This window comes from Antarcticimicrobium sediminis, from assembly GCF_004348975.1.
In the GTDB taxonomy this organism is placed as follows: Bacteria; Pseudomonadota; Alphaproteobacteria; order Rhodobacterales; family Rhodobacteraceae; genus Antarcticimicrobium; species Antarcticimicrobium sediminis.
The window spans coordinates 253,413-276,526 of the sequence record NZ_SMFP01000005.1; the positions used below are offsets into that span (position 1 = coordinate 253,413).

Here is a 23,114-nt window from a genome sequence, read left to right on the forward strand (position 1 = left end):
ACCAGAGGCATGACCAAACCCGCAGTCGGGGCCAGATCGACACAGCCCGATGATCGACCAGACCGACAGGGTCGGACCCACAAGACCGGACACACAAGGACCAAGTATGACCCAGGATGCCCCGCCCCCCCTGCTAAAGCTGCGCGACATCCGCAAAAGCTTTGGCACATTGGACGTGCTCAAGGGCATCGACCTCGAGGTCGCGCCGGGCGAGGTGGTTTCGATCATCGGCGCCAGCGGCTCGGGCAAAAGCACCTTTCTGCGCTCGATCAACGCCATCGAACCGGCCGACAAGGGCCGGATGGAATTCGAAGGCTGGGATTTCGACTTTGACCGCGACAGCCGTTTCTTTCCGACCGACCGACAACTTCAGGCGCTGCGATCGCGCATCGGGATGGTGTTTCAAAGCTATAACCTCTGGCCGCACAAGACGGTGCTGCAAAACGTGATCCACGCCCCCATGGGGGTGCTGGGGCAATCCCGCACCGAGGCGACCGAAGTTGCCGATGCGCTGCTTGATCGGATCGGGCTTTACGACAAACGCGACGCCTCGCCGCTGCGCCTGTCGGGCGGGCAGCAACAGCGCGTTGCCATCGCCCGGGCACTGGCCATGAAACCGCGCCTGATGCTGTTTGACGAGGTGACATCGGCGCTTGATCCCGAACTGGTCAACGAGGTGTTGCAACTCATGGCCTCGCTCGCAGATGAGGGCATGACCATGCTGCTGGTGACGCATGAGATGTCCTTTGCCCGCGATGTCTCCTCTCGCGTGCTGTTCTTCGATCAGGGCGAGATTGGTGAAGAAGGCCCCCCGTCCAAGGTGCTGCGCGCCCCGGAAAGCCCGCGCCTGCAGCAATTCCTGCATTCGATCCTGCATGACGACCTCAGAACCTCGACCGCGAAAAAGGGGCTGATCCAATGAGCGAGTTCACACATGACGTGCTCGTCTATGGCCCCGGCTTTCTATCGGCGGCCTGGACCGTACTTTGGCTTACACTTGTGACGATCGGGGTGAGCTGGATTTTCGGCCTCGCCGCCGCGCTGGGGCAACGCTCGGACATGCGCGCGGTGCGCAGCGTCGCGGCCTTTTACGTCTGGTTCATTCGCGGCACGCCGGCGCTGATCCAGATCTTCATCATCTATTTCGGCATGCCTCAGGTCGGGGTGCGGCTATCGCCCTATACGGCGGGCGTGTTGGCGCTGGCCATCAACTCCGGCGCCTATGTGACTGAAATCATTCGCTCTGGCCTGTCAGCGATTCCGGCAGGACAGACGGAATCCTCGCTCGCGCTGGGGTTCAGCCCGCGCGAAACAATGCGCACGGTCATCCTGCCACAGGTCTTTCGCATCATCCTGCCCTCGATCACCAACGAGGCGCTCTCGACGCTGAAGAACACCTCGCTTCTGTCCACCATCACCGTGGTCGAATTGACGCTTTACGCCCAGACCCTGATCTCGGCCACCTTCCGACCGTTTGATTTCTATATCGCCGTCGCCGTCATCTATCTGGTGCTGACAACGATCCTGACCCAACTCGCCGCGTTCTTTGAACGCCGCTACGCGCGCCTGTACTGACCGCCCCCGGCGCCGCAGCGCGCCGGGCCTCTCCTGCTTTGGCAGCCCCTCTCACGCAAAAGATCCAAAACGTCAAAAACGAAATAAAACAGGGAATTGTAATATGAACCTCAAGCTGAACCTCAAGACAACCCTCGCAGCGGTCTCCGCTGTCCTTCTGCTTCCTTTCGGGGCTGCTCAGGCACAGGATGCAGCCGCGCTAGAACTGCTCAAGCCCGGCGTGCTGTCCGCCGCCACCGAAGGCACCTACCCGCCGTTCTCGATGCGCGCCCCCGACGGCAAGCTCGACGGGCTGGAAATCCGCGTCATGGGCGAAATCGCCAAGCGGCTCGGGCTGGAATACAAGCCCGTGATCGTGAAATGGGAATCCGTTCTGATCGGACTTGAGGCGGAACAATACGACATCGTCTCGGTTGCCATGGACATCACCGAAGAACGCCAGAAAAAGGTTCTGTTCTCTGACGGCTGGCTGGAATCCGGCGGCCGCGCCGTGGTCCGCAAGGACAGCGACATCACCGCCCCCGAACAGGTCAAAGGCCGCAAGGTCGGCGGGCTTGTCGCCTCCAACTGGACCAAGATCGCCGAAAGCCTTGGCGCCGAGGTGAAATCCTATAAAGCGGAATCCGATGCGATGCAGGATCTCGCCAACGGTCAGGTCGAAGCGATCATCACCGATGCCGTGGCCGCCGCCTATGCGATCCAGAAATCCAACCTGCCGCTGCGTCTGGTGGACGAACCCGTCAGCTCGATCCAGAAAGGCTTTGCCATCAAGAAGGGCAAGCCGAACCTTGCCAAAGCCGTGAACGCGGCGCTGGCCGAAATGATCGCCGACGGCACCTATGCAAAGCTGACGACAGAGCTTATCGGTGTGAACCCCGCGCCGAAAGAGCCCATCCGCACGATCTTTGAAGACTGATCCAAGCCCCATCGCTGCGGGGCGGGCTCCGGCCTGCCCCGTCTGCGTTTTACCCCACAGGAGGCCCCATGCTGCGCCACTTCCCGCTCGACGAATATGAATCCCGCTGGAGCCGGCTGGAGCAGATCATGACCGGCGACGGGTTCGACGCCGCCGTGGTCATCGGGCGCGGTGGCGGCACGATGGATAACTGTGGCGACATCCTGTACCTGTCGAACCATTATTCGGTCAGCGGCGGGATGGATTCCCGGATCTGGTCGGCCCGCGCCTTTTCCGGCATCATTCTGGAAAAGGGCAAAGCCCCCGAACTGCATATCGACGAACCCGAGCCGCGCCGCGACCTTGTCAGCATCGACTCCGTCTATTGCGACAACCATCCCTTTCTGTCCCTTGCACGGCGTCTGAATGCGCGCGGGATCACCGGGCGGGTCGCCTTTTGCGGCAGCTGGTTTACCCCGGTCAAATACTGGCGTCAGCTTCGCGACGCCACGCCCGACATTGACTGGGTCGATGTCGATGATCTTGTCCGCCGCGCCCGTGCGATCAAAAGCCCGCGTGAACTCGACACCTACCGCATCGCCGGAGAGGCCGCGACAGAGGCCACGGATGTACTGATGACATCCCTGATCTCGGGAATGACCGAACGCGAGGCCGCAGCCGAAGCAGCCCGCATCGTCGTCGCGCGCGGGGGGCGGATTCAGGCCATCGGCACCAACCACGGCGACACCATGGATTACGATTATCGCTTTCCGCTGACCGGTGCCGCGGTAGATGCACCCGCGCCCGGCGATCTTGTGCGCGGCACCGTTCATGCCGCGTTTCAGCAGGGCTATTACCTTGACCCCGGGCGCACAGCCGTCTGCGGCACGGCCACCCCACGCCAACAGCGGCTGATGGAGGCCACCGCCGACATCGTGCAAAAGCTCACCGCGATTATGCGGCCGGGGGTTTTCCTCACCGATGTTGCGGCCGAGGGCGACCGCCTTACCGCCGCGTTCGGGGGCTCCGAGTCCGCGATCATGAAGAATTTCCCGTTTTACGGCCACGGGATCGGGCTGTCGTTCGAACTGCCCCGCATCTCCACCACCATGTCAGAACCCGATGATATTGTGCGCGAAAACATGGTGTTCGGGGTCGAGGCCTTTCTGGCCGACGCTGGCGTCGGCTCGGCCTTTGTCGAGGATATCGTGATCATCGGAAAAGATGAAAACGAACGGCTGACCCGCTCACCCTATCAGTATTGAAGACCCGGTTCGCGATTTAAGACCCGGTGCGCCGCGCGGGACGGTGCGGGCCCCTCACGTTTGAGTGATCGCTCAACTTCATCATTGAGTAATCGCTCAAACACTCCTATCTGGATGTCATCGCAACGCTGACCGCGAGGGCTGCGACCCTCTCCCCGATAAATGGACATCCCAATGACCGACTTCACCTTTTACGACGAGACCAACGCCCCCGAGGCAAGCAAGCCGCTGCTGGCCAAATCCAAAGCCGCTTTCGGTCGCGTTCCCGGGCTGCACGCCGTTATGGCAGGGTCCCCGAGCCTGCTTGAAGCTTATCAGCGCGTGCACGAGTTGTTCGTGAATTCCAGCTTCGACAAGGATGAGCTGACCGTCGTCTGGCAGACCATCAACGTCGAGAACGGCTGCGAGTATTGCGTGCCCGCACACACCGGCATCGCCATGAGCATGGGCGTCGACGAGGCAATCTCCAACGCGCTGCGCAACGAGACCCCGCTGCCGACCCCGCGTCTGGAAGCCCTGCGTGATTTCACCCTGCTCCTGATCCGCAATCGCGGCTTCGTGGATGATGCCTCCGTTCAAGCCTTCCTTGACGCCGGCTTCACCCAGCAGAACATTCTTGATGTGATCCTTGGCTATTCGCAAAAGGTGATGTCGAACTATACCAACCATCTGGCGAAAACGCCGGTCGACAAACCGTTCCAGAAACTCGCCTGGACCCGCGCCGACAAGGCCGCCTGAGACACGTGGCGACCGGATGTGTACAATCCGGTCGCCCTTCTCCCCATTTTGGCGGTGCCTGACAATGCGGTTGCACAGCGACGTGCCATCGCTGATCCTCCAGATGACTGACCCGCGGCTTGGGATCGACGGCACGCACGCCAGCCCCGGCCAAGACGAAAGGATTGCCCCATGACCGAGACCCGCCCGCCCCTGCGCATCGACATCATATCGGATGTCATGTGCCCATGGTGCATCATCGGATACAGCCAGTTGGCACAGGCGCTCGCGGACAGCGGCACCGCGCATGACATCCATTGGCACCCGTTCGAGCTGAACCCCGACATGCCGCCCGAGGGGCAGAATATCCGCGAACACGTGGCCGAGAAATATGGCTCCACCCCCGAGCAGTCAGCAAAAAGCCGGGACCAGATGACTGCGCTCGGCGCCGAGTTGGGATTTGAATTCCGCTATGGCGACGACATGCGCATGCACAATACCTTTGATGCGCACCAACTGCTGCATTGGGCCAACGAAACCGGGCGGATGCACGATCTGAAACAAGCCCTGTTCACGGCCCATTTCACCAACGGGCGCAACCTGTCCGACACGGCTGTGCTGGCGGATATCGCCGCTGAAATCGGGCTCGACCGCGCCGAGGCGCTGGCGGTTCTGGAGGACCAGCGCTTTGCCAACGACGTGCGCACCGAGGAAAAATTCTGGGTCTCTCAGGGCATTCAGGGCGTTCCGGCCGTGGTCTTCAATCAGCGCCACCTTGTAACCGGGGCACAAGGGGTCGATAACTACACGCAAATCCTGAAACAGCTTGCAGAAATGCCCGTTTGAGCAAACGCTCTAAATGGGTTACCCTGTCGCGCATCCCACTTTGTCTGCCCGGAAGAGACCCGAAATGGCACGTGCCGCCCCCTATGATCGAGACGCGGCGTTGAATGCCGCCATGACCCTGTTCTGGGCCAAAGGCTATCACGCCACCTCGCTCAAGGATCTTGAGAGTGCTCTCAACATGAAACCGGGGAGCATTTATGCCGCGTTTTCCAGCAAGGAAAACCTGTATCTTCTCGCGCTTGAGCGCTACTTCGAGGCCTCTCGAAAAGGGCTGCGCGCGCTTTTGGCAACGGCCCCTTCCCCGCTCTTGGGGTTGGTGGCCCATCTGCGGTCCTTTGCCAGTCTCGCGCCCGATGATGCGGCGCGTCAGGCCTGTATGCTGACCAAGACGCTGGTGGATACGCGCAACACCGACCCCGAGATCGCAGAGCGCACGCGCACCTATCTGACCAAGATGCGGGACGAATTCGCAGAGGTATTCGAACAGGCCAAGGCCGCCGGGGAACTGCCCCTTGATGCCGATGCCGCGCGTCTTGCCCGCCGCTATCAGGCTGCTGTCTCGGCCTTGCGGCTTGAACTGCATCTCGGCTCCAGCGCCGACGATATCGCGGTGCTGGCCGAGGATATGGCGCAGGAATTCGAACGCCTGCGCATCCCGCCAAGCGACGCCCTGCGCCATTCCGCCTAACCCCGCCCCTCGCCCGGCGGGACAAGGCGTTACAGGTTCTTGGCGGAGACCGTTTCCACCCCGATAAAGCGCGCGAGACGCCCCAGTTCGGCCTCAAGCTTGGCCTGCCGGGCGATGGTCCACGCAACACCGGGTTCGGGCCAGAGCTTCAGCACGTTCAAAACCGACGCCCGGCGATCCGCCTTGAGGTCGATACGCCCGACGAAACGGTCGCCCTCCAAGATTGGGAACACATAATAGCCCCAGATGCGTTTGGCGGCAGGGACAAACATTTCCACCCGGTAGTCGAACCCGAACAGCCGGCTCAGGCGGGTGCGGTCGCGGATCACCGGATCGAACGGGTTGAGAATCCTCAGCCGGGATGTCGGCGCCGACAAGCCCGCGATCCGCTCCTCGATATTGCTCGGCGCGATGGCCTTGATCCACTGCCCTTGCGCCGTCTCGATCTCGACCGGGCGGAGCGTGTCGGCGGATCTGACCCAGTGGGCGACCTCGTCCCGGCTGACGGCATCCCAGAATTTCTGCACCTCGCCCAAGGTCGCGACTCCCATGCGATCCAGTGCAGCCTCGCAAAGCCAGTCGATCTGTTCATGATCGGGCAGAGATATCTCGCGCAGGTGGCGCGGATACACCCGTTCGGCAAGGTCGTAGACCTTGGTGAAATTCACCCGATGGCATGTGGCCAGCTCACCACTGTACCACATGTAATCAAGCGCCAGCTTGTGCGGCGGACGCGACCACATCTTTCCGGGGGCGGCGGCCTTGGTATCAAAGGCATGGGTCGAAAGCGCGCCCTCGGCTTTGATCCGGTCCTTAATGACCTGCCGGGCAGAGGCATCTGGCAGGCCCTTGAACCATCCCGCCTTGCCAAGCTGGTCTTGTTTGCGGCGAAACTGACGGCGCCACATCGGCAGGAATTCCATCGGAAGCACCGAGGCATCATGGGTGAAATGTTCAAAAACGCTCCGGTCGCGGGCCAGCAGACGATCCAGCATCGGCGCGCGGTACTTCTGGTTTCGACTCCATAAAATATGGTGGTGCGCGCGGGCGACGACCTGAATGGAATCCAGCTGCACGAAGCCCAACTGGCGGATGATCTGCAACACATCAAGCGGGCCGGTCGGTGCGCGCGCCACCCCCTGAGAGGACAGCCAGAGCGCGCGGGCGGTCCGGTTGGGGATTCGTAGGCAGCTGCTCTGATCTATCCGTCCCAACAAGTGCGTCCTATCCTGTGGTGCGCAGCGGCATCTGCCCTGCCCCGCGCGCAGCCCGATGCAACGAAAGCGGCGCGCCATCCTTTGAACAGGATCCGGTGAAGTGCAAGCTGCGCAGATCTCTCTTGCGAACAGAGCATCCTAGCCGATGCACAAAATTCAGGACCCTTTCCGAGAGTAGCAAAGCGCCAACACACGCTGGGGCTGAGGGCCGTCCTGTCGCATTCGGGCAACAGGCGCCGGCAGATATTTTGTGCGATTCATATTGCGCATCGCTGCGCATTCGCCAAAGCTCGCCGAATGACACGCCGTACCCTGTCCATCAGATCCGCCAGACGCAGCGACATTGCCGCCCTGATCGCGCTCTATCGCGATGACGATATTGGCAAGACAAGGGACAGGGCGGCCCCTGACCACGCCTATGAAACCGCTTTTGACGCCATTGAAGCGGACCCGAACCATAGGCTCGTGGTCGGTGAAATAGACGCCCAGGTTGTTGCTACGCTGCTTCTGTCGTTCCTGCCCGGCCTGTCGCGTCATGGCGCGTGGCGCGCGCAAATCGAGTCGATGCGGGTGGCGCGGGCGGTTCGCGGACAGGGGCTTGGCACGGCCCTGCTTGAATGGGCAATCGACGCTGCCAAGCGCCGGGGTTGCATGCTGGTCCAACTGACATCCGACCAACGCCGCAGCGATGCGCATCGTTTCTATGAAAGCGCCGGGTTCCATCCGACCCATGTCGGCTTCAAACTGTCACTGGAGACACCATGACCGATTTCCCCGTCTTCGACGGCCACAATGACCTGATCCTGCGCCTGCTGAATGGCGCTGTTACCGCCGAAGGCGTGGCCTCGGGCCTGCCTGACGGCCATATTGACAAACCCCGCGCACAGCGCGGCGGCTTTGGCGGCGGGATGTTCGCGATCTTTGTGCCAAGCCCTGGCAACAAGTCGGTGCGTCATGACGAGATGCGAAACCCGCGCTATGACGTTCCCATGCCCGACATGGTGCCAGAGGATACCGCCGCAGCCTGGACCGAACGCGGCTTTGCGGCGATGGATGAGCTCGCCGAGGCCGGGGCGGTGCGCATTTGCCAGACCGCCGCAGAGGTCGAAGCGGCATTGCCCGCCGAAGAGATGGCCGCCGTCATTCATATCGAGGGCGCCGAAGCCATTGATCGCGGGTTCAAGCGCTTGCACATGTGGCACGCACGCGGGCTGCGCTCTCTCGGGCCGGTCTGGAGCCGCGAGACGATCTGGGGTCATGGCGTGCCGTTTCGATACCCGTCCGACCCGGACATCGGGCCGGGCCTGACCGAGGCTGGCAAGGCCCTGATCCGGGAATGTAACCAGTTGAAGATCATGGTGGATCTGTCCCACCTCAACGCGAAAGGCGTCGAGGATGTGGCGCGGATCTCTGACGCGCCACTGGTCGCGACCCATTCCAACGCCTGGGCCGTCTGCCCCCATGCGCGCAACCTGACCGACCGTCAACTGGACATGATCCGGGACAGTGACGGCATGGTGGGCATCAATTTCGCCAGCGCCTTTCTACGCCCCGACGGGCAGATGGATGCAGAGTTTGAACTTGACATCGTACTTCGACACTTTGACCATCTGGTCACCAGGTTGGGGGAAGACCGGGTCGGCTTCGGATCTGATTTCGACGGCGCGCTGGTTCCCAAACCGATCGGAGATTGCGCGGGCCTGCCCAATCTACGTGCTGCACTGCGGTCTCATGGTGTGGATGAGGGGCTGATGACCAAGATCACCCATGCAAACTGGCTCAGGGTTCTTCGGAAAACCTGGGGCGTATAAAAATGAAACAGGGAGTTTTGTCATGAAAAAATCGTTTGTTGCCGCGGCTGTCGCGTCGCTTCTCTCCGTCGGCCTTGCCGCGCCCAGCTTTGCGGAAACGCCGCCGAACATGTTGGTCATTGCCAACCGGATTGACGACATCAAGACCTTTGATCCGGCGGAAAGCTTTGAATTTGCGGGCGCCGATGTCAGCCGCAACGTCTATGAAAAGCTGGTCAATTTCGACCCGCTCAATCTGGATGCGGGATATCGGCCGCAACTGGCCGAAAGCTGGCAGATCTCCGAGGACGGCAAGACCATCACCTTCACGATGGCGCAGGGACACGTCTTTGCCTCGGGCAATCCGGTGACGGCGAAGGATGCCGAATTTTCGCTGCGCCGCGCGGTGCAGCTCAACAAGACCCCGTCGTTCATCCTGACGCAGTTCGGCTTTACCCCCGAAAACGTGGAGCAGACCATCGTTGCAACGGATGCCAACACGTTGGTGCTGACGCTGGACCAGCCCTATGCGCTGTCCTTCGTGTTGAACTGCCTGACCGCGACCATCGGCGGGATCGTCGACATGGAAACCGCGATGGCAAACGCGGCTGACGGGGACATGGGCAGCGACTGGCTGCGCACCAACACGGCGGGGTCCGGTCCCTACAAGGTTGTCGCCTGGAAGCCGAGCGAAAGCGTGTTGATGGATCTCAACCCGAATTATGCCGGGGCCAAACCGGCGATGGAACGGGTGATCGTCCAGCACATTCAGGAAAGCGCGACCCAGCGGCTTCAGCTTGAGCGAGGCGATATCGACGTTGCGCGCAACCTGTCCCCCGAAGATGTGGCCGGGCTTGCCGATGTCGATGACGTCAAGATCGTGGACGAATTGCGCGGCCGCTTGATGTATTTCTCGGCCAACCAGAAGAACAAGATGCTGAGCGACCCCAAGGTCTTTGAGGCATTGAAACTGGCGACGGATTACGAGGGTATGGCGGGGTCCTTCCTCAAGGGGCAGTACACCGTGCATCAGGCGTTCCTGCCGTTGACCTTCCTTGGTGCGTTGGAAGAGAACCCTTTCAGCTATGACATCGCGGCTGCCAAGGCAGCGCTGGCCGAGTCCAGCTATCCCGACTGCGGGCCGATCAAGATCTCGGTGCGCGATGCGCAGGAACGTCTGGACATCGCCCAGTCGCTGCAAAACACATGGGGTCAAATCGGCTGCGAGGTCGAGCTGATCGTCGGCACCGGGGCGCAGACGCTGGATCGCTACCGCGCGCGGGAACATGATATCTATCTTGGAGCATGGGGCCCGGACTATCCCGATCCCAACACCAACGCCGGCACCTTCGCCGTCAACCCGGACAACTCGGACGAGGCTGGCGCAACGGGCTTTCTGGCGTGGCGGAACGCTTGGGACATCCCGGAAATGAGCAAGAAAACCCTTGCGGCCGTGGTCGAGAACGACACCGACGCCCGGCGCGAGATGTATCTGGACCTGCAGCGCGAGCATCAAAAGGTCAGCCCCTTTGGCATGATGTTCCAGCAGATCGAACAGAACGGTATGGGCGCAAGCGTCGAGAACTTTGTCGCAGGTGGCGCAACCACGGCGGTTTCCTACTGGGTCATCACCAAGTAGATGGCTGGCACAACGCATGGTGAAGGACGGCTGCGGCCGCCCTTCCCTCCTTGGTTGACGAAAACGCTGACGACGCTGGCGACCGTGGCCGCGACGATCATTGGCCTGCTTTTCGTGACCTTCATGATCGGTCGCGTGATGCCGATCGACCCGGTTCTGGCCGTGATCGGCGAACGGGCGACGCAGGAACAATACGACCAGACCTTTCGCGACCTCGGGTTGGACCAGCCTTTGCTGATGCAATTCTGGATCTACGTGAGCGACGTGTTGCAGGGCGATCTGGGCAAATCGATCCGTACCGGGCAGAAGGTCACAACCGACATTGCCCGCGTGTTTCCAGCCACGTTGGAACTCGCCTCCTTGGGCACCTTGTTTGGCGTCGTACTGGGCGTGCCGCTGGGTGTGGTGGCCGCCGTGCGCCGGGGCAGCTGGATCGACCATCTGGCGCGGTTCGTTGGCCTGATCGGATATTCCATGCCGATCTTCTGGCTGGGTCTCGTCGGCCTGCTTGTCTTTTACGGCATCCTTGGATGGGTCGCCGGCCCCGGACGATTGGGCATCTTTTACCAAGGCGTGGTCGAGCCGATCACCGGATTGTTGCTGGTGGACAGCGCGCTGCGCGGGGAATGGACGGTGTTCCGCGATGCGTTTTCGCACATCATCCTGCCTGCGTCTTTGCTGGGCTATTACAGCCTTGCCTATATCAGCCGCATGACGCGCTCCTTCATGCTTGAACAGCTTGGCTCGGAATATGTCACCACTGCGCGGGTCAAGGGGCTTGGCGAATGGCAGGTGGTCTGGGGCCACGCCTTTCGCAATATCCGCATTCAACTGGTGACGGTGATTGCGCTGGCCTATGCCAACCTGCTGGAAGGGTCGGTACTGACCGAGATCATCTTTGCCTGGCCGGGGCTGGGGCAATACATCACCACCTCCCTGCTCGCCAATGACATGAATTCGGTGCTGGGCGGGACCATCGTCATCGGCACGATCTTCGTGGCGATCAACATCTTCTCAGACCTGCTCTACCGCTTTTTCGATCCGAGGTCCAAATGAGCACATCACAAGGCCTGCGCGACTGGCTTCTGAGCGAAGAGCCAACCTCCCGGCGACAAGCGCGGTTTGCGGCGTGGTACAAGGGCTGGTTGACGCTGCGCTCGAACACGCTGGCGATGCTGGGTCTGTTCGTGCTGGCGTTTCTGGTTCTGGCGGCGATCTTTGCGCCGCTTCTGGCCAGCCATGACCCGTTTGCACAAGAGCTTGGGCAGCGATTGCTGGCCCCGGGTGAAGATGGCCATCTTTTCGGCACGGACAGTCTTGGGCGCGATATCTATTCACGCCTGCTTTATGGCGCCCGGATTTCGATTTACATCGTTCTGCTCGTGGTCATGGTGGCGCCGGTTGTCGGGCTGATCGTCGGCACCGTGGCGGGCTATGCCGGTGGCTGGGTCGACGTTCTGCTGATGCGGGTCACCGATATTTTCCTCGCCTTTCCGCGTCTGATCCTTGCGCTGGCCTTTGTGGCGGCGCTTGGCGCGGGGATCGAGAACGCGGTGCTGGCGATCTCGCTGACCGCTTGGCCGCCCTATGCCCGTATCGCGCGGGCCGAGACGCTGACCATCCGCAACACGGATTTCATCCACGGCATCAAGCTGCAGGGCGCGGGGCCGGTGCGCATCGTCACGCGCCATATCTGGCCGCTGTGCATTTCATCGCTCGTTATCCGGGTTACGCTGGACATGGCGGGGATCATCCTGACCGCGGCGGGCCTTGGCTTTCTTGGTCTTGGGGCGCAACCGCCCAGCCCGGAATGGGGTGCAATGATTTCCGAGGGGCGCAAGTACATCCTTGATTATTGGTGGGTTGCCACGATCCCGGGCATCGCGATCTTTGCCATCAGCCTTGCCTTCAACCTTCTGGGCGACGGGCTGCGCGACGTCCTTGACCCGAAAGAGGACAACGCATGACGGATGCCCCGCTTCTGGATGTCGAAAATCTTTGGGTTCGGTTTCGCACCCGATCCGGTGTCTTTGACGCCGTGCGCGGAATCTCGTTCACCTTGGGCAAGGAACGGCTGGGCATCGTTGGCGAAAGCGGTTCTGGCAAATCCATGACCGGCCGGGCCGTGCTTCGCTTGATCCGTCCGCCCGGCATGATCGAGGCGGACCGGTTGGACATGCACGGCGAAGATATCCTGACGGCGCCAGAGAAGCGCATGCGCAAGCTGCGCGGCGGGCGCGTGTCGATGATCATGCAGGACCCCAAGTTTTCGCTGAACCCGGTGATGACCGTCGGCCAGCAGATGGTCGAGGCCCTGCGGGCGCATGAGCGTGTTTCGCGCAGCGAGGCGCGCGCCCGCGCCCTGGCCATGCTGGACGAAGTGGCGATCCGCGATCCCGAACGGGTCTTTACCCTGTATCCGCATGAGGTCTCGGGCGGGATGGGCCAGCGGATCATGATCGCCATGATGCTGCTGCCGAACCCGGAAATCCTGATCGCGGATGAACCGACCTCGGCGCTGGATGTCTCGGTTCAGCTTCAGGTGCTCGACATCATCGACAAGCTGGTGCGCGACCGGGGCATGGGGTTGATGTTCATCAGCCATGATCTGAACCTTGTCGCCAAATTCTGTGACCGCATCGTGATCATGTATGCAGGCCGCATCGTCGAAACCTGCAAGGCGGATGAGTTGCGCAATGCCCAACATCCCTACACGCTGGGTCTGTTGAATTCGGTCCCCGATCTGGAACATCCGCGCGAAAAGCTGGAGGTGCTGAAACGTGACCCAGCCTGGCGCGAGGCCCCTTCCGTGAGTGCCCGCCAATGAATGCGATCGAAATCCATGACCTGAACGTCTGGTTCGGGTCTGGCCCGGACCGGGCCAATGCCGTGCGCGACGTAAGTTTCGACGTGGCCGATGGTGAAAGTTTTGGCCTTGTCGGGGAAAGCGGATCGGGCAAATCCACGATCCTGCGTACCATCGCCGGGCTGGTTCCGACCTGGTCAGGCCAGATGACGGTTGCCGGCGAACAGCTTGGCCGCCGCCGCAGCAAGGCGTTCTACAGCAAGGTTCAGATGGTCTTTCAGGATCCCTATGCCTCGTTGCATCCGCGCCAGACGGTTGACCGGGTTCTGTCCGAGGCGATGCACCTGCATAACGTGCCGGACATTGACACCCGTATCGTGAGTTTGCTTGACGACGTCGGGCTCGGGTCGGGCTTTCGATTTCGTTATCCGCATCAACTGTCAGGTGGTCAAAGACAGCGCGTCGCCATCGCCCGCGCGCTGGCCTGTGATCCGTCCATTCTATTGCTGGATGAACCGACCTCGGCGCTTGATGTCTCGGTTCAGGCAGAGATCCTCAACCTCTTGGTGGATCTGCGCCGCGAGCATAAGCTGACCTATATCATGGTCTCGCACGATCTGGGCGTCGTCGGCCACCTGTGTGAACGGATCGGCGTCATGAAAGACGGCAGGTTCGTCGAAGTGCTGGCGGTCGAGGAGATGCGACGCCTTGAAGCCAAGTCGCCCTATACCCGGCACCTGTTGGAAAGCTCGATCAACTCCATCCATTGAGGCGGCGCGGGACGGGTGGCCTTTCAGCCACCCGGCGCAAAACTACGGGTTGCGCGGCTCTCCAAGCCCCCTCACCGCCCGATCACGATATCGGCCTTCAGCCCGCCAAGGGCCTCACTCTCGCCCAGACGCAGCGCGCCGCCATGGGCGCGGGCCACGTCCTTGGCGATGGCAAGCCCCAGACCGACGCCGCTGCCGCGGTTCTGATTGCGCGCCGGGTCCAGCCGGGCAAAGGGGATCAGCGCCTCCTCCCGCTGCTCTGGCGGGATGCCGGGCCCGTCATCCTCGACCTGAATGAGCAGCGCCTTGTCGCTGAGCGTGACCGAGACCACTGCCTGGCTGCCATAGCGCACCGCGTTGTCGATCAGGTTCTCAACCGCGCGCCGAATTGACAAGGGTTTGAGCAAGACCTCGCCCGCCCCCTTGAGCATGCCCAGTTGCACCGGCTTGTCTGCCCGCTGCGCATCCGCAACGATGCCGCGCACCAGCGCCAGCGGATCGGTCGGCTCGGCCTCGCCCGCCGCCGCACCGCGAGAAAACTCCAGAAACGTGTCCAGAAGCCGCTGCATGTCGTCCACATCACGCAAGAGCGGCGCTGCCTCCTCCTCATCGTCCAGCATCGACAGCCCCAGCTTCAGCCGCGTCAGGGGAGTACGAAGATCGTGGCTCACCCCGGACAGCATCAGCGTGCGCTGCTCGATCTGCCGCTCGATCCGGGCCCGCATGTCAAGAAACGCGCTCCCCGCGGCCCGCACCTCCATCGCACCGCCGGGGCGATAGGGTTCGGCCCGCCCGCGGCCAAACGCCTGCGCCGCATCCGCCAGCCGGGTGATCGGGCGCAACTGATTGCGCAGATAAAGGAAGGCGATCACCGTCATCAAAAGGGCAAAGAACAGCATTGTCACGATCAACTGATGCGGTGCGCCGACCGTGACCCGACTGCGGCTGAATCCGATCTCCAACGGTCCTTGTCCGGTATCGACGAAAACCTGGACGGACGAATCGGCATTGAACCGCACCCCCCGCACCTCTGGGATCGCCGCCCGCAGAAGCGTGCGCACATAGCCGCCCGAAAAATCGTACCAGCGGATCTGGTCCCGCTCTGGCACCTCCTCCTGCGTGACAAAACGCAACTGCATCTGCAACGCCGGCAGCAGTGGCGCCAGACCTTCCAAGGCCGCCTCGCGGGTCGGGGCCGCAGTCGCGCGCGTGGTGACAAAGGTGATCTCGCGCTGCACCGTCCCGGTCATCTGCCGGATAATGCCTTGCAAATGGTTCTGGATAAACGCCACCGAGACCACCAGCGTCAGCACGACCACCGGCAGCAGCAGGATCAAAGCGGCCCGACCATACAGGCTGCGCGGCATATAGTGTTTGAGCCAAAGGAACGACATGGGCTAAGCCTAGCGGGCGCAGCCAAGGAGCGGAAGACATGACCCAACCCCCCGATGATTTTGACCCGACCCCCGGTGCCCCGATCCGGCTGGCCGACGGGCTGCGCCGAGTGCTTGCCCCCAATCCCTCGCCGATGACCTATCGCGGCACCAACACCTATCTGATCGGCGACCGGGAGCTGGCGGTGATCGACCCCGGCCCGATGAGTGAGCCGCATCTGGAGGCAATCCTTGCCGCGCTGGAGCCGGGGCAAAGCATCAGCCATATCATCGTCACCCACTCGCATCTCGATCATTCCCCCCTCGCCCGGCCTCTGGCCGAGCGGACCGGGGCCCCGGTGATCGCCTTTGGCGGCGCCGAGGCCGGACGCAGCGCCATCATGTCCGAACTGGCCGCAGGCGGCCTTGCCGGTGGCGGCGAAGGGATCGACCGCCATTTCGCCCCCGACCGCGTGGTCACGGACGGCGAGATCATCGAAGGCGACGACTGGTCACTGGAGGTGCTCCACACCCCCGGCCATCTGGGCAATCACATCGCCCTGGGCTGGGGGGGGATGTGTTTCACCGCGGATCACGTGATGGGCTGGGCCAGTTCACTGGTCTCGCCCCCGGATGGCGATCTGACCGATTTCATGGCCTCGTGCCGCCGCCTGCGCGCCCGCAACTGGGAGGCGTTCCACCCCGGCCACGGTGCCCCGATCGAGAGCCCCGACGCGCGGCTTGACTGGCTGATCGAACATCGCCTCGCACGCGAGGCTGCGATCCTGCTCGCACTCGAAAACGGTGCCGCCACCGCCCGCTCCTTGGCCGAACGGGTCTATACCGAAACCCCACCCGCCCTGCTGGGTGCCGCAGAGCGCAACGTCTTCGCCCACCTGATTGATCTGGCACAACAAAATCGCGTCTCCCCCCAGGGTGAACTGGCCGCTGTCGCCACATTCGAGCGGCTGTCCTGAGAGCAATATGGCCGTAGGAAAAGTTTTTTGAACTTTCCTGCAATATCCACTGGACGGGGCAAAACCTGATTGCTATATCGCCCAGACCGTTCCGGCGTAGCTCAGCGGTAGAGCAGTTGACTGTTAATCAATTGGTCGTAGGTTCGATCCCTACCGCCGGAGCCATAAAAAGCCCTTAAGCCTCAATGGCTTGAGGGCTTTTTTATTTTTCGGGCCATTGGCTGGTTTTGCTCCGGGGTAACATCTGGGGTAACCAAATGGAGCTTTCGCGGTTCAATCCCAGCCACCGAAACTGAGTGAGGCATAGGCTCTTTCGGGCATGGTTTTCACGCCCCTGAAAAAGCGCCAAATCTGGGAAAAAGTGCCCCGGCGCTGGTGGCAGCACGATATCCGCCCCAGCTTTTCTTTTATAAAGGTGTTGTCATAATTTTCGTCGGCGCCGAAGCCACACGCGGTGCCTGCCTTGTTTGCCATAACAAAACCCGTTCAGACCTAACCAACCGCCTTCGGGCCGCCAGTGCGCGCGGGCCAGAAAGCTGCCGCCGCGGGCGATGTTGATCCCCGCCTTTCTTTTATAATGGTGTTGTCATCCCACCCCGGCACAGGTTGCCGTTCGCAAGAAGCCGGCAGGGTGATTGCACGTTAAAGGCGATGGCTTGGGCCTCACACGACTTGCAGGGAGGTGATCCAGTGCGATAGCGTCTCGGACAATCATGAACGATCCGCGGAAAAGCCGCGAGCGGGAGCAAGTGCTTGTACGAAAACGCCTTCAACAAGATAGAACGAGACCTTCGCGCCGAAGAGGGCATCGCCAACGAACTGGACTATGTCGAACAGACCTCGTGGGTTCTGTTCCTGAAATACCTGCATGACCTCGAAACCGAACGTCAGGACCGGGCCGAACTGAACGGCGAGGATTATACCCCGATCATCAACGGCGGCTTCCGCTGGGACAAGTGGGCCGCCCCCAAGGTCGACGGCGAGTTTGACCACAACGCCGCCCGCATCGGCGACGATCTGATCACCTTCGTCGATCAGAAACTGTTCCCCTATCTTGCCGCCTTCCGGCAGTCCGCCACCGGGCCGCAAACGATCCAGTACAAGATCGGCGAGGTCTTTACCGAGCTGCGCAACAAGTTCCGCTCCGGCTACATCCTGCGCGATGTGCTGGCGACGGTCGATGCGCTGTCGTTCAACACCCAAGCGCAGCGGCACGAGTTGTCGCAGCTTTACGAGAGCCGCATCAAACGCATGGGCAACGCGGGACGCAACGGCGGTGAATACTACACCCCTCGCCCACTGATCCGCGCCATGATCAAGGTGACGGATCCGAAGATCGGAGAGACGATCTATGACGGCGCGGTCGGCTCGGCAGGTTTCCTGTGCGAGGCCTATACCTACATGCGCAGCGACACCCTGTCGGCCTCTGATTTTGAGACCCTGCAAACCCGCACCTTCTACGGGCAGGAGAAGAAGGGCCTCGCCTATATAATCGGGATCATGAACATGGTCCTGCACGGGATCGAGGCGCCGAACCTTGTCCACTCCAACACGCTCAATGAAAACGTGATGGATATTCAGGAGAAAGACCGCCACGACGTCATCCTTGCCAACCCGCCCTTCGGCGGCGGCGAGCGGCGCGAGGTGCAGCAGAACTTTCCGATCCGCACGGGCGAGACCGCCTATCTGTTCCTGCAACACTTCATCCGCAAGCTGCGGGCCGGCGGCCGCGCGGCTGTCGTCATCAAGAACACCTTCCTTAGCAACACCGACAACGCCAGCGTGGCGCTGCGCAAGGAATTGCTGGAGGCGGCGGAACTGCACACCATCCTCGATTGCCCGCAAGGCACCTTTCAGGGGGCCGGGGTCAAGACCGTGGTGCTGTTCTTTGAAAAGGGCGCACCGACGCGCGACATCTGGGTGTACCAGCTTGATCCGGGCCGCAGCATGGGCAAGACCAACCCGCTGAACGACGATGATCTGGCAGAGTTTGTGGAGCTGCAGCACATCCGCGCCAGCGGGCCGAAAAGCTGGATCGTCAAACGCGCCGATCTGGACGAGGACACCTTTGATCTGTCACTCAAGAACCCCAACGCGCCCGAGGCCGAGGCCCTGCGCAGCCCGGAAGAGATCATCAAGGACATGCTGGCGCGGGATGCCGAGACGGCGGGCATTCTGGAGAATATCCGGGGGATGCTGTGAAGGCGGGGTGGGTATTGGAACACCTTGGGGCGGTCAGTGCTACCGTGATGGGGCAAGCCCCAGCGGGTAAAGACTGCAACAAGGAAGGACGGGGAACACCTTTCGTGAAGGCGGGGGAGTTTGGACCTTCCCGCCCTATCATCAGGGAATGGACTACCAACCCTAAGAAACTCGCAAAATCTACCGATGTCTTGATCTGTGTGGTCGGCGCTACCTGTGGCAAAATCAATCTAGGCGCGGATTGTGCGATAGGGCGCAGTGCGGCAGCGATAAGGCCCAACACAATCAAACTTGACCAGTTCTTCTTGCACTATTTCTTGGAAGGCCAAGTGCAGAGGCTAAGGACCGGATCACTCGGCTCGGCACAAACAGTAATTTCGAAAGATATGCTTGCGGCTGTGGAGATCCCCCTCCCCCCACTCGAAGAACAACAGCGGATTGTTGCGGTTCTGGACGAGGCTTTCGAGGGTCTGACCCGCGCCCGCGCCCACGCCGAAGCCAACCTCCAAAACGCGCGGGAGTTGTTCGAGAACTCGCTGATTGCGACCTTTGATCAAGTGGTCGGTTCTTCTGACCATATGACTTTGGAAGATGCATCTACTAGCTTTGGACGTGGACGCTCTAGGCACCGCCCCCGAAATGCGCCGTTCCTATACGGAGGTCCGTATCCGTTTGTCCAGACAGGCGACATTAGAAACAGCGACGGAACAGTGTCAACTTTCTCCCAGAGTTACAGCGAGGAAGGACTGGCACAAAGCAAGCTTTGGCCAGCAGGAACGATCTGTATTACTATCGCAGCAAATATTGCAGAAACGGCTGTTTTGGGTTTCGACGCATGTTTTCCTGATAGCATAATAGGAATGGTTTCGGACCCGAAAATCACTTTTCCAGAGTACGTGGAATTCATGCTTCGTTTCTTCGCCGCTGATCTCAAGAAGCAAGGGAAAGGTAGTGCTCAAGATAATATAAATCTGGGTACTTTTGAACGTACTGAATTTCCGTTTCCACCGCAGCAAGAACAACAGGAAATCGTTGAAAGGCTATCACGGCTGGCAAACGAAACAACCTTGTTGTCAGATGACTATTCTCAAAAACTTCAAGACCTCGACGATCTCCGCCAATCTATTTTGCAGAAAGCCTTCGCGGGCGAATTAACATGACGTAGAAAGCTCCGCCCATGGGAACATCAAACCGCCAGCTTGGCGACATCAGCCGCAACGATCAGGTCCTGATTGCCCGCACGGACCGGGCCGGTACAGACCACATGCAGTACGTCTGGGTTCTGGTCTGCGCACGACGCTTGGAGACCGGCGATCTATGCGGCTATCGGTACGGGGCGAACGGGTCGGATTTTCACCATAGGAAATGCCCCGAATGCCAAGGCGGGGCAGCGGGTCTGGACGTTGATGGTTTGATATGAGCATTCACGACGAAACCGAAGCCGAAACCCGCACGAACCGTATCCTCCCGGTTCTTCAGGCCGCGGGCTGGGGTTTGATCGAGGGTTCGCGAATCCGCGAAGAAGTCATCTGTCCGGGGCGCATCCAGTCGGGCGGCACGCGCGGCAAGGGGCTGTCTGCCGATTACGTGTTGATCCACAAGGGCCACAAACTCGCCGTGCTGGAGGCCAAGCGCGCGGGCATCAGCCACCGCAACGGCGTCGCTCAGGCCAAGGACTATGCCACCCGTCTGGGGCCACGCTTTGCCTATGCCTCCAACGGGCTGAACTGGTATCAGATCGACATGGTGACGGGGGCCGAGGATGACATGGCCCTGCCCTTCCCCTCGCCAGATGAATTGTGGGAGCGGACCTTTGCCACCCACGACGCATGGCGCGAGCGCTTCGGGGCCGTCGATTTCGAGACGGATGGCGGCAAGTGGGACCTGCGCTATTACCAGCACAAGGCGATCACGGCGGTGCTGGAGGCCTTGGGCAAGGGCGACCGACGCATCCTGCTGACGCTGGCCACCGGCACCGGCAAGACCTCCATCGCGTTTCAGATTGCGTGGAAGCTGTTTCAGGCCAATTGGAACCTGTCGGGCGAGCCGGTGCGGCGCCCGCGCATCCTGTTCCTCGCCGACCGCAACATCCTTGCCGATCAGGCCTATAACGCGTTCAGCGCCTTTTCCAGCGATGCGGTGACCCGGATCGATCCCGACACCATCCGCAAGAACGGGGGCAAGCCGCCCAAGAACGCCAGCCTGTTCTTCACCATCTTTCAAACCTTCATGACCGGCGAAGGCGCACCGGTTTACACCCAGTACCCACCCGATTTCTTCGACTTCATCGTGATCGACGAATGCCACCGGGGTGGGGCCAAGGACGAAAGCGAATGGCGGCGCCTGCTGGAGTATTTCGACCCCGCTGCCCAGCTTGGCCTGACCGCCACACCCAAGCGCCAGCACAACGCCGATACCTATGCCTATTTCGGTGAACCGGTTTACACCTATGCCCTGCGCGAAGGGATCGAGGATGGCTTCCTGACCCCGTTCAAGGTTCGCCAGATGGCCAGCACCATCGACGAGTATGTCTATGATGGCAGTGATGAACTGATCGCTGGCGAGGTCGAAGCGGGAGACACCTTCGTTGAGGGTGATTTCAACACCCGGATCATCATTCCCGAGCGGGAACTGAGCCGCGTAAAGGAGTTTATGGGCCAGATCGACCAACGGCAGAAAACCTTGGTCTTCTGTGCCACACAGGACCATGCGGCGCTGGTGCGGGACCTGATCAATCAGGTGAAGGACAGCACCAACCCGAACTATTGCCACCGCGTCACCGCCGATGATGGCGCCGTGGGCGAGCAGTGGCTGCGCACGTTTCAGGACAATGCCAAGACCATCCCGACCATCCTGACCACGTCGCAGAAGCTGTCCACCGGCGTTGATGCGCGAAACATCCGGAATATCGTGCTGATGCGCCCGATCCGATCCATGATCGAGTTCAAGCAGATCATCGGGCGCGGGACGCGGACCTACGACGGCAAGGACTTCTTCACGATCTGGGATTTCGTCAAGGCGCACGAGAATTTCAACGATCCGGAGTGGGATGGCGAGCCCTTGGCGCCAGAACCGCCCACAGGACCGCGTACGCCGCCCGCCGAGCAGCCAGAGCCACCTGTGGGCGATGATGGTGGCCCGGACGATGTTTCGCCGCCCCCACGCGAAAAAATCGTGGTCAAACTGGCTGATGGCAAAGATCGGAAAATTGTCTACATCGCCACGACGACCTACTGGGGGCCTGATGGGAAGCCCATGTCCGCCAAGGAGTTCTTGGAGCGCCTGTTCGGCGATCTGAGTGAAATCGTCGCCGACGAAGACCAACTCCGAGCTGTTTGGAGCGACCCCGACAACCGGGAACATTTCTTGACCCAACTGGCCGAGCGTGGGTATGACGCGGCCCGGCTCGACGGCATTCGCCTTCTTGTCGATGCGCCCGACAGCGATCTTTTTGACGTTCTCGGCTACGTCCTGTTCACCAACGCCCCCAAGACCCGGCAGGACCGGGCCGAACATGTTTCGAAGACCGGGTTAAAGGAAGCGGGCAGGGAAATGCGCGAGTTTCTTTTGGGTATTCTGAGCGCCTACGCAGCGCACAGCGAAGCAGAACTCGCGCCTCAAAAACTGGTTGCCTTCATGACCGCTCGGTACGGGAGCGTCGGTGAGGGAAAAGCCAAACTGGGCGAGGTTTCGAAAATCCGCGACGCCTATCGCGGGATGCAGGCGGACCTATACGCCGATTAAAGGTCCGCCCCGGCTTGCTTCAGGTCATGAGGCCGTCAACCATCGTGCGGATGCGTGACGACCAAGCGACTTTGGTCTGCCATGTATCGGGGATACCTGAGGCGCCATAGAGTGCCCCAGCCAGCTGCCCGGTGATGGCAGCGGTGGTATCTGCATCGTCGCCCAGATTGGCGGCCAACAGAACCGCTTCCTTGAAATCACCGGCCCGACCGACGCTCCAGAGCGAGGCTTCGAGGGAATGCGCCACATATCCGGAGGAGCGGACATCGCGGCGGTGCATGCCGCGCCAGCTACCGGCCATGATCGGCCCGATTGCGCCGGCCAGCGGCTCGATGCGGTCGCGCAGGACTTCGCTGCGCTTGGCCCCCTCAATGGCGTCAGAGAGCGCTTCTGCGAAGGCGACACAGGCATCTACGGCTTCGGCCGCACCATGTGTCGTGCGGCTCTGACGGGCCGCCACGTCGCGCAGCAGCGCCCGGTTGCGCCAATGCTGTGAACAGGCATGCAAAATTGACCCCGTAGCGGGGTGATCGGCGTCCAAAAATGACCCCCTTACACTGATGTGGATAATGCCCCCGAGGCTATCGGGGAGCACAGTGTGGGATGTTGG

23 protein-coding genes and 1 tRNA gene are annotated in these 23,114 nt (G+C 61.2%); 20 read left to right on the forward strand and 4 right to left on the reverse strand.

Annotation, left to right across the window (positions count from 1 at the left end; all coding sequences use genetic code 11):
• The first annotated feature begins 106 nt into the window (after positions 1-106).
• The 7 genes from E1B25_RS10190 (at position 107) to E1B25_RS10220 (ending at position 5,986) form a co-directional block, all read left to right on the forward strand.
• Positions 107-922 carry an amino acid ABC transporter ATP-binding protein gene (locus E1B25_RS10190; RefSeq protein ID WP_132828949.1) on the forward strand — a complete coding sequence of 272 codons (816 nt, stop codon included), beginning with the start codon at positions 107-109 and terminating at the stop codon, positions 920-922.
• Positions 919-1,575 (forward strand): amino acid ABC transporter permease, encoded by a 657-nt coding sequence (locus E1B25_RS10195; RefSeq protein ID WP_132828951.1) that lies wholly within the window; start codon positions 919-921, stop codon positions 1,573-1,575. The genes E1B25_RS10190 and E1B25_RS10195 overlap by 4 nt, the downstream gene beginning before the upstream one ends.
• Before the next feature lie 103 nt (positions 1,576-1,678).
• Positions 1,679-2,491: a transporter substrate-binding domain-containing protein gene (locus E1B25_RS10200; protein WP_132828953.1), complete on the forward strand. Its 813-nt coding sequence runs from the start codon at positions 1,679-1,681 to the stop codon at positions 2,489-2,491.
• 68 nt (positions 2,492-2,559) lie between these two features.
• The gene (locus E1B25_RS10205) at positions 2,560-3,735 is read left to right on the forward strand and encodes a M24 family metallopeptidase (protein ID WP_132828954.1); all 1,176 of its coding nucleotides are present in this window, start codon (positions 2,560-2,562) and stop codon (positions 3,733-3,735) included.
• A 174-nt stretch (positions 3,736-3,909) separates the two neighbouring features.
• Positions 3,910-4,473 carry a carboxymuconolactone decarboxylase family protein gene (locus E1B25_RS10210; protein ID WP_132828956.1) on the forward strand — a complete coding sequence of 188 codons (564 nt, stop codon included), beginning with the start codon at positions 3,910-3,912 and terminating at the stop codon, positions 4,471-4,473.
• A gap of 171 nt (positions 4,474-4,644) precedes the next feature.
• Positions 4,645-5,298 (forward strand): DsbA family oxidoreductase, encoded by a 654-nt coding sequence (locus E1B25_RS10215; RefSeq protein ID WP_132828958.1) that lies wholly within the window; start codon positions 4,645-4,647, stop codon positions 5,296-5,298.
• A 64-nt stretch (positions 5,299-5,362) separates the two neighbouring features.
• Positions 5,363-5,986 carry a TetR/AcrR family transcriptional regulator gene (locus E1B25_RS10220; protein ID WP_132828960.1) on the forward strand — a complete coding sequence of 208 codons (624 nt, stop codon included), beginning with the start codon at positions 5,363-5,365 and terminating at the stop codon, positions 5,984-5,986.
• A gap of 29 nt (positions 5,987-6,015) precedes the next feature.
• Here the strand turns inward: E1B25_RS10220 and E1B25_RS10225 are convergent, their stop codons facing one another.
• Complete coding sequence (locus E1B25_RS10225; RefSeq protein ID WP_245510677.1) at positions 6,016-7,122, reverse strand: winged helix-turn-helix domain-containing protein; 1,107 nt, start codon at positions 7,120-7,122, stop codon at positions 6,016-6,018.
• A gap of 378 nt (positions 7,123-7,500) precedes the next feature.
• On the opposite strand from E1B25_RS10225, the gene E1B25_RS10230 reads away from it, so the two are divergent.
• The 7 genes from E1B25_RS10230 to E1B25_RS10260 are packed head-to-tail and all read left to right on the forward strand — an operon-like array spanning position 7,501 to position 14,208.
• Positions 7,501-7,968 carry a GNAT family N-acetyltransferase gene (locus tag E1B25_RS10230; protein WP_206338525.1) on the forward strand — a complete coding sequence of 156 codons (468 nt, stop codon included), beginning with the start codon at positions 7,501-7,503 and terminating at the stop codon, positions 7,966-7,968.
• Positions 7,965-9,014, forward strand: coding sequence for a dipeptidase (locus E1B25_RS10235; RefSeq protein ID WP_132828963.1), 1,050 nt, complete (start codon positions 7,965-7,967; stop codon positions 9,012-9,014). The genes E1B25_RS10230 and E1B25_RS10235 overlap by 4 nt, the downstream gene beginning before the upstream one ends.
• Before the next feature lie 22 nt (positions 9,015-9,036).
• The gene (locus E1B25_RS10240) at positions 9,037-10,632 is read left to right on the forward strand and encodes an ABC transporter substrate-binding protein (protein WP_132828964.1); all 1,596 of its coding nucleotides are present in this window, start codon (positions 9,037-9,039) and stop codon (positions 10,630-10,632) included.
• Entirely contained in the window at positions 10,633-11,688 is a 1,056-nt protein-coding gene (locus E1B25_RS10245) for an ABC transporter permease (RefSeq protein WP_132828966.1), read from the forward strand.
• On the forward strand, positions 11,685-12,599 hold the full coding sequence (locus E1B25_RS10250) for an ABC transporter permease (RefSeq protein WP_132828968.1): 915 nt from the start codon (positions 11,685-11,687) through the stop codon (positions 12,597-12,599). Before E1B25_RS10245 ends, E1B25_RS10250 begins: the two co-directional genes overlap by 4 nt.
• On the forward strand, positions 12,596-13,459 hold the full coding sequence (locus E1B25_RS10255; RefSeq protein ID WP_132828969.1) for an ABC transporter ATP-binding protein: 864 nt from the start codon (positions 12,596-12,598) through the stop codon (positions 13,457-13,459). The genes E1B25_RS10250 and E1B25_RS10255 overlap by 4 nt, the downstream gene beginning before the upstream one ends.
• Positions 13,456-14,208 (forward strand): ABC transporter ATP-binding protein, encoded by a 753-nt coding sequence (locus tag E1B25_RS10260; RefSeq protein ID WP_132828971.1) that lies wholly within the window; start codon positions 13,456-13,458, stop codon positions 14,206-14,208. Before E1B25_RS10255 ends, E1B25_RS10260 begins: the two co-directional genes overlap by 4 nt.
• A gap of 71 nt (positions 14,209-14,279) precedes the next feature.
• Here E1B25_RS10260 and E1B25_RS10265 read toward each other — a convergent pair whose 3' ends face one another.
• On the reverse strand, positions 14,280-15,602 hold the full coding sequence (locus E1B25_RS10265) for an ATP-binding protein (RefSeq protein WP_132828973.1): 1,323 nt from the start codon (positions 15,600-15,602) through the stop codon (positions 14,280-14,282).
• A gap of 38 nt (positions 15,603-15,640) precedes the next feature.
• Here E1B25_RS10265 and E1B25_RS10270 point away from each other — a divergent pair, with 38 nt between their 5' ends.
• Both E1B25_RS10270 and E1B25_RS10275 read left to right on the forward strand, forming a co-directional pair.
• Positions 15,641-16,558, forward strand: coding sequence for an MBL fold metallo-hydrolase (locus E1B25_RS10270; protein WP_132828974.1), 918 nt, complete (start codon positions 15,641-15,643; stop codon positions 16,556-16,558).
• A gap of 90 nt (positions 16,559-16,648) precedes the next feature.
• A tRNA-Asn gene (locus E1B25_RS10275) sits at positions 16,649-16,723 on the forward strand.
• A gap of 108 nt (positions 16,724-16,831) precedes the next feature.
• Here E1B25_RS10275 and E1B25_RS10280 read toward each other — a convergent pair.
• Positions 16,832-17,032: a hypothetical protein gene (locus E1B25_RS10280; RefSeq protein WP_132828976.1), complete on the reverse strand. Its 201-nt coding sequence runs from the start codon at positions 17,030-17,032 to the stop codon at positions 16,832-16,834.
• A gap of 279 nt (positions 17,033-17,311) precedes the next feature.
• Here E1B25_RS10280 and E1B25_RS10285 point away from each other — a divergent pair, with 279 nt between their 5' ends.
• From E1B25_RS10285 to hsdR, 4 genes are read left to right on the forward strand one after another with little or no spacing between them, the layout of a single operon-like run.
• Entirely contained in the window at positions 17,312-18,760 is a 1,449-nt protein-coding gene (locus E1B25_RS10285) for a class I SAM-dependent DNA methyltransferase (protein ID WP_132828978.1), read from the forward strand.
• A 14-nt stretch (positions 18,761-18,774) separates the two neighbouring features.
• The gene (locus tag E1B25_RS10290) at positions 18,775-19,920 is read left to right on the forward strand and encodes a restriction endonuclease subunit S (protein WP_206338526.1); all 1,146 of its coding nucleotides are present in this window, start codon (positions 18,775-18,777) and stop codon (positions 19,918-19,920) included.
• A 17-nt stretch (positions 19,921-19,937) separates the two neighbouring features.
• Positions 19,938-20,180, forward strand: a complete 243-nt coding sequence (locus tag E1B25_RS10295) for a hypothetical protein (protein ID WP_132828981.1) — start codon at positions 19,938-19,940, stop codon at positions 20,178-20,180.
• The gene (gene hsdR, locus E1B25_RS10300) at positions 20,177-22,504 is read left to right on the forward strand and encodes an EcoAI/FtnUII family type I restriction enzme subunit R (protein WP_132828983.1); all 2,328 of its coding nucleotides are present in this window, start codon (positions 20,177-20,179) and stop codon (positions 22,502-22,504) included. The genes E1B25_RS10295 and hsdR overlap by 4 nt, the downstream gene beginning before the upstream one ends.
• Positions 22,505-22,523: 19 nt before the next feature.
• Here hsdR and E1B25_RS10305 read toward each other — a convergent pair whose 3' ends face one another.
• Positions 22,524-23,012: an ADP-ribosylglycohydrolase family protein gene (locus E1B25_RS10305; RefSeq protein ID WP_206338527.1), complete on the reverse strand. Its 489-nt coding sequence runs from the start codon at positions 23,010-23,012 to the stop codon at positions 22,524-22,526.
• Positions 23,013-23,114 lie beyond the last annotated feature (102 nt).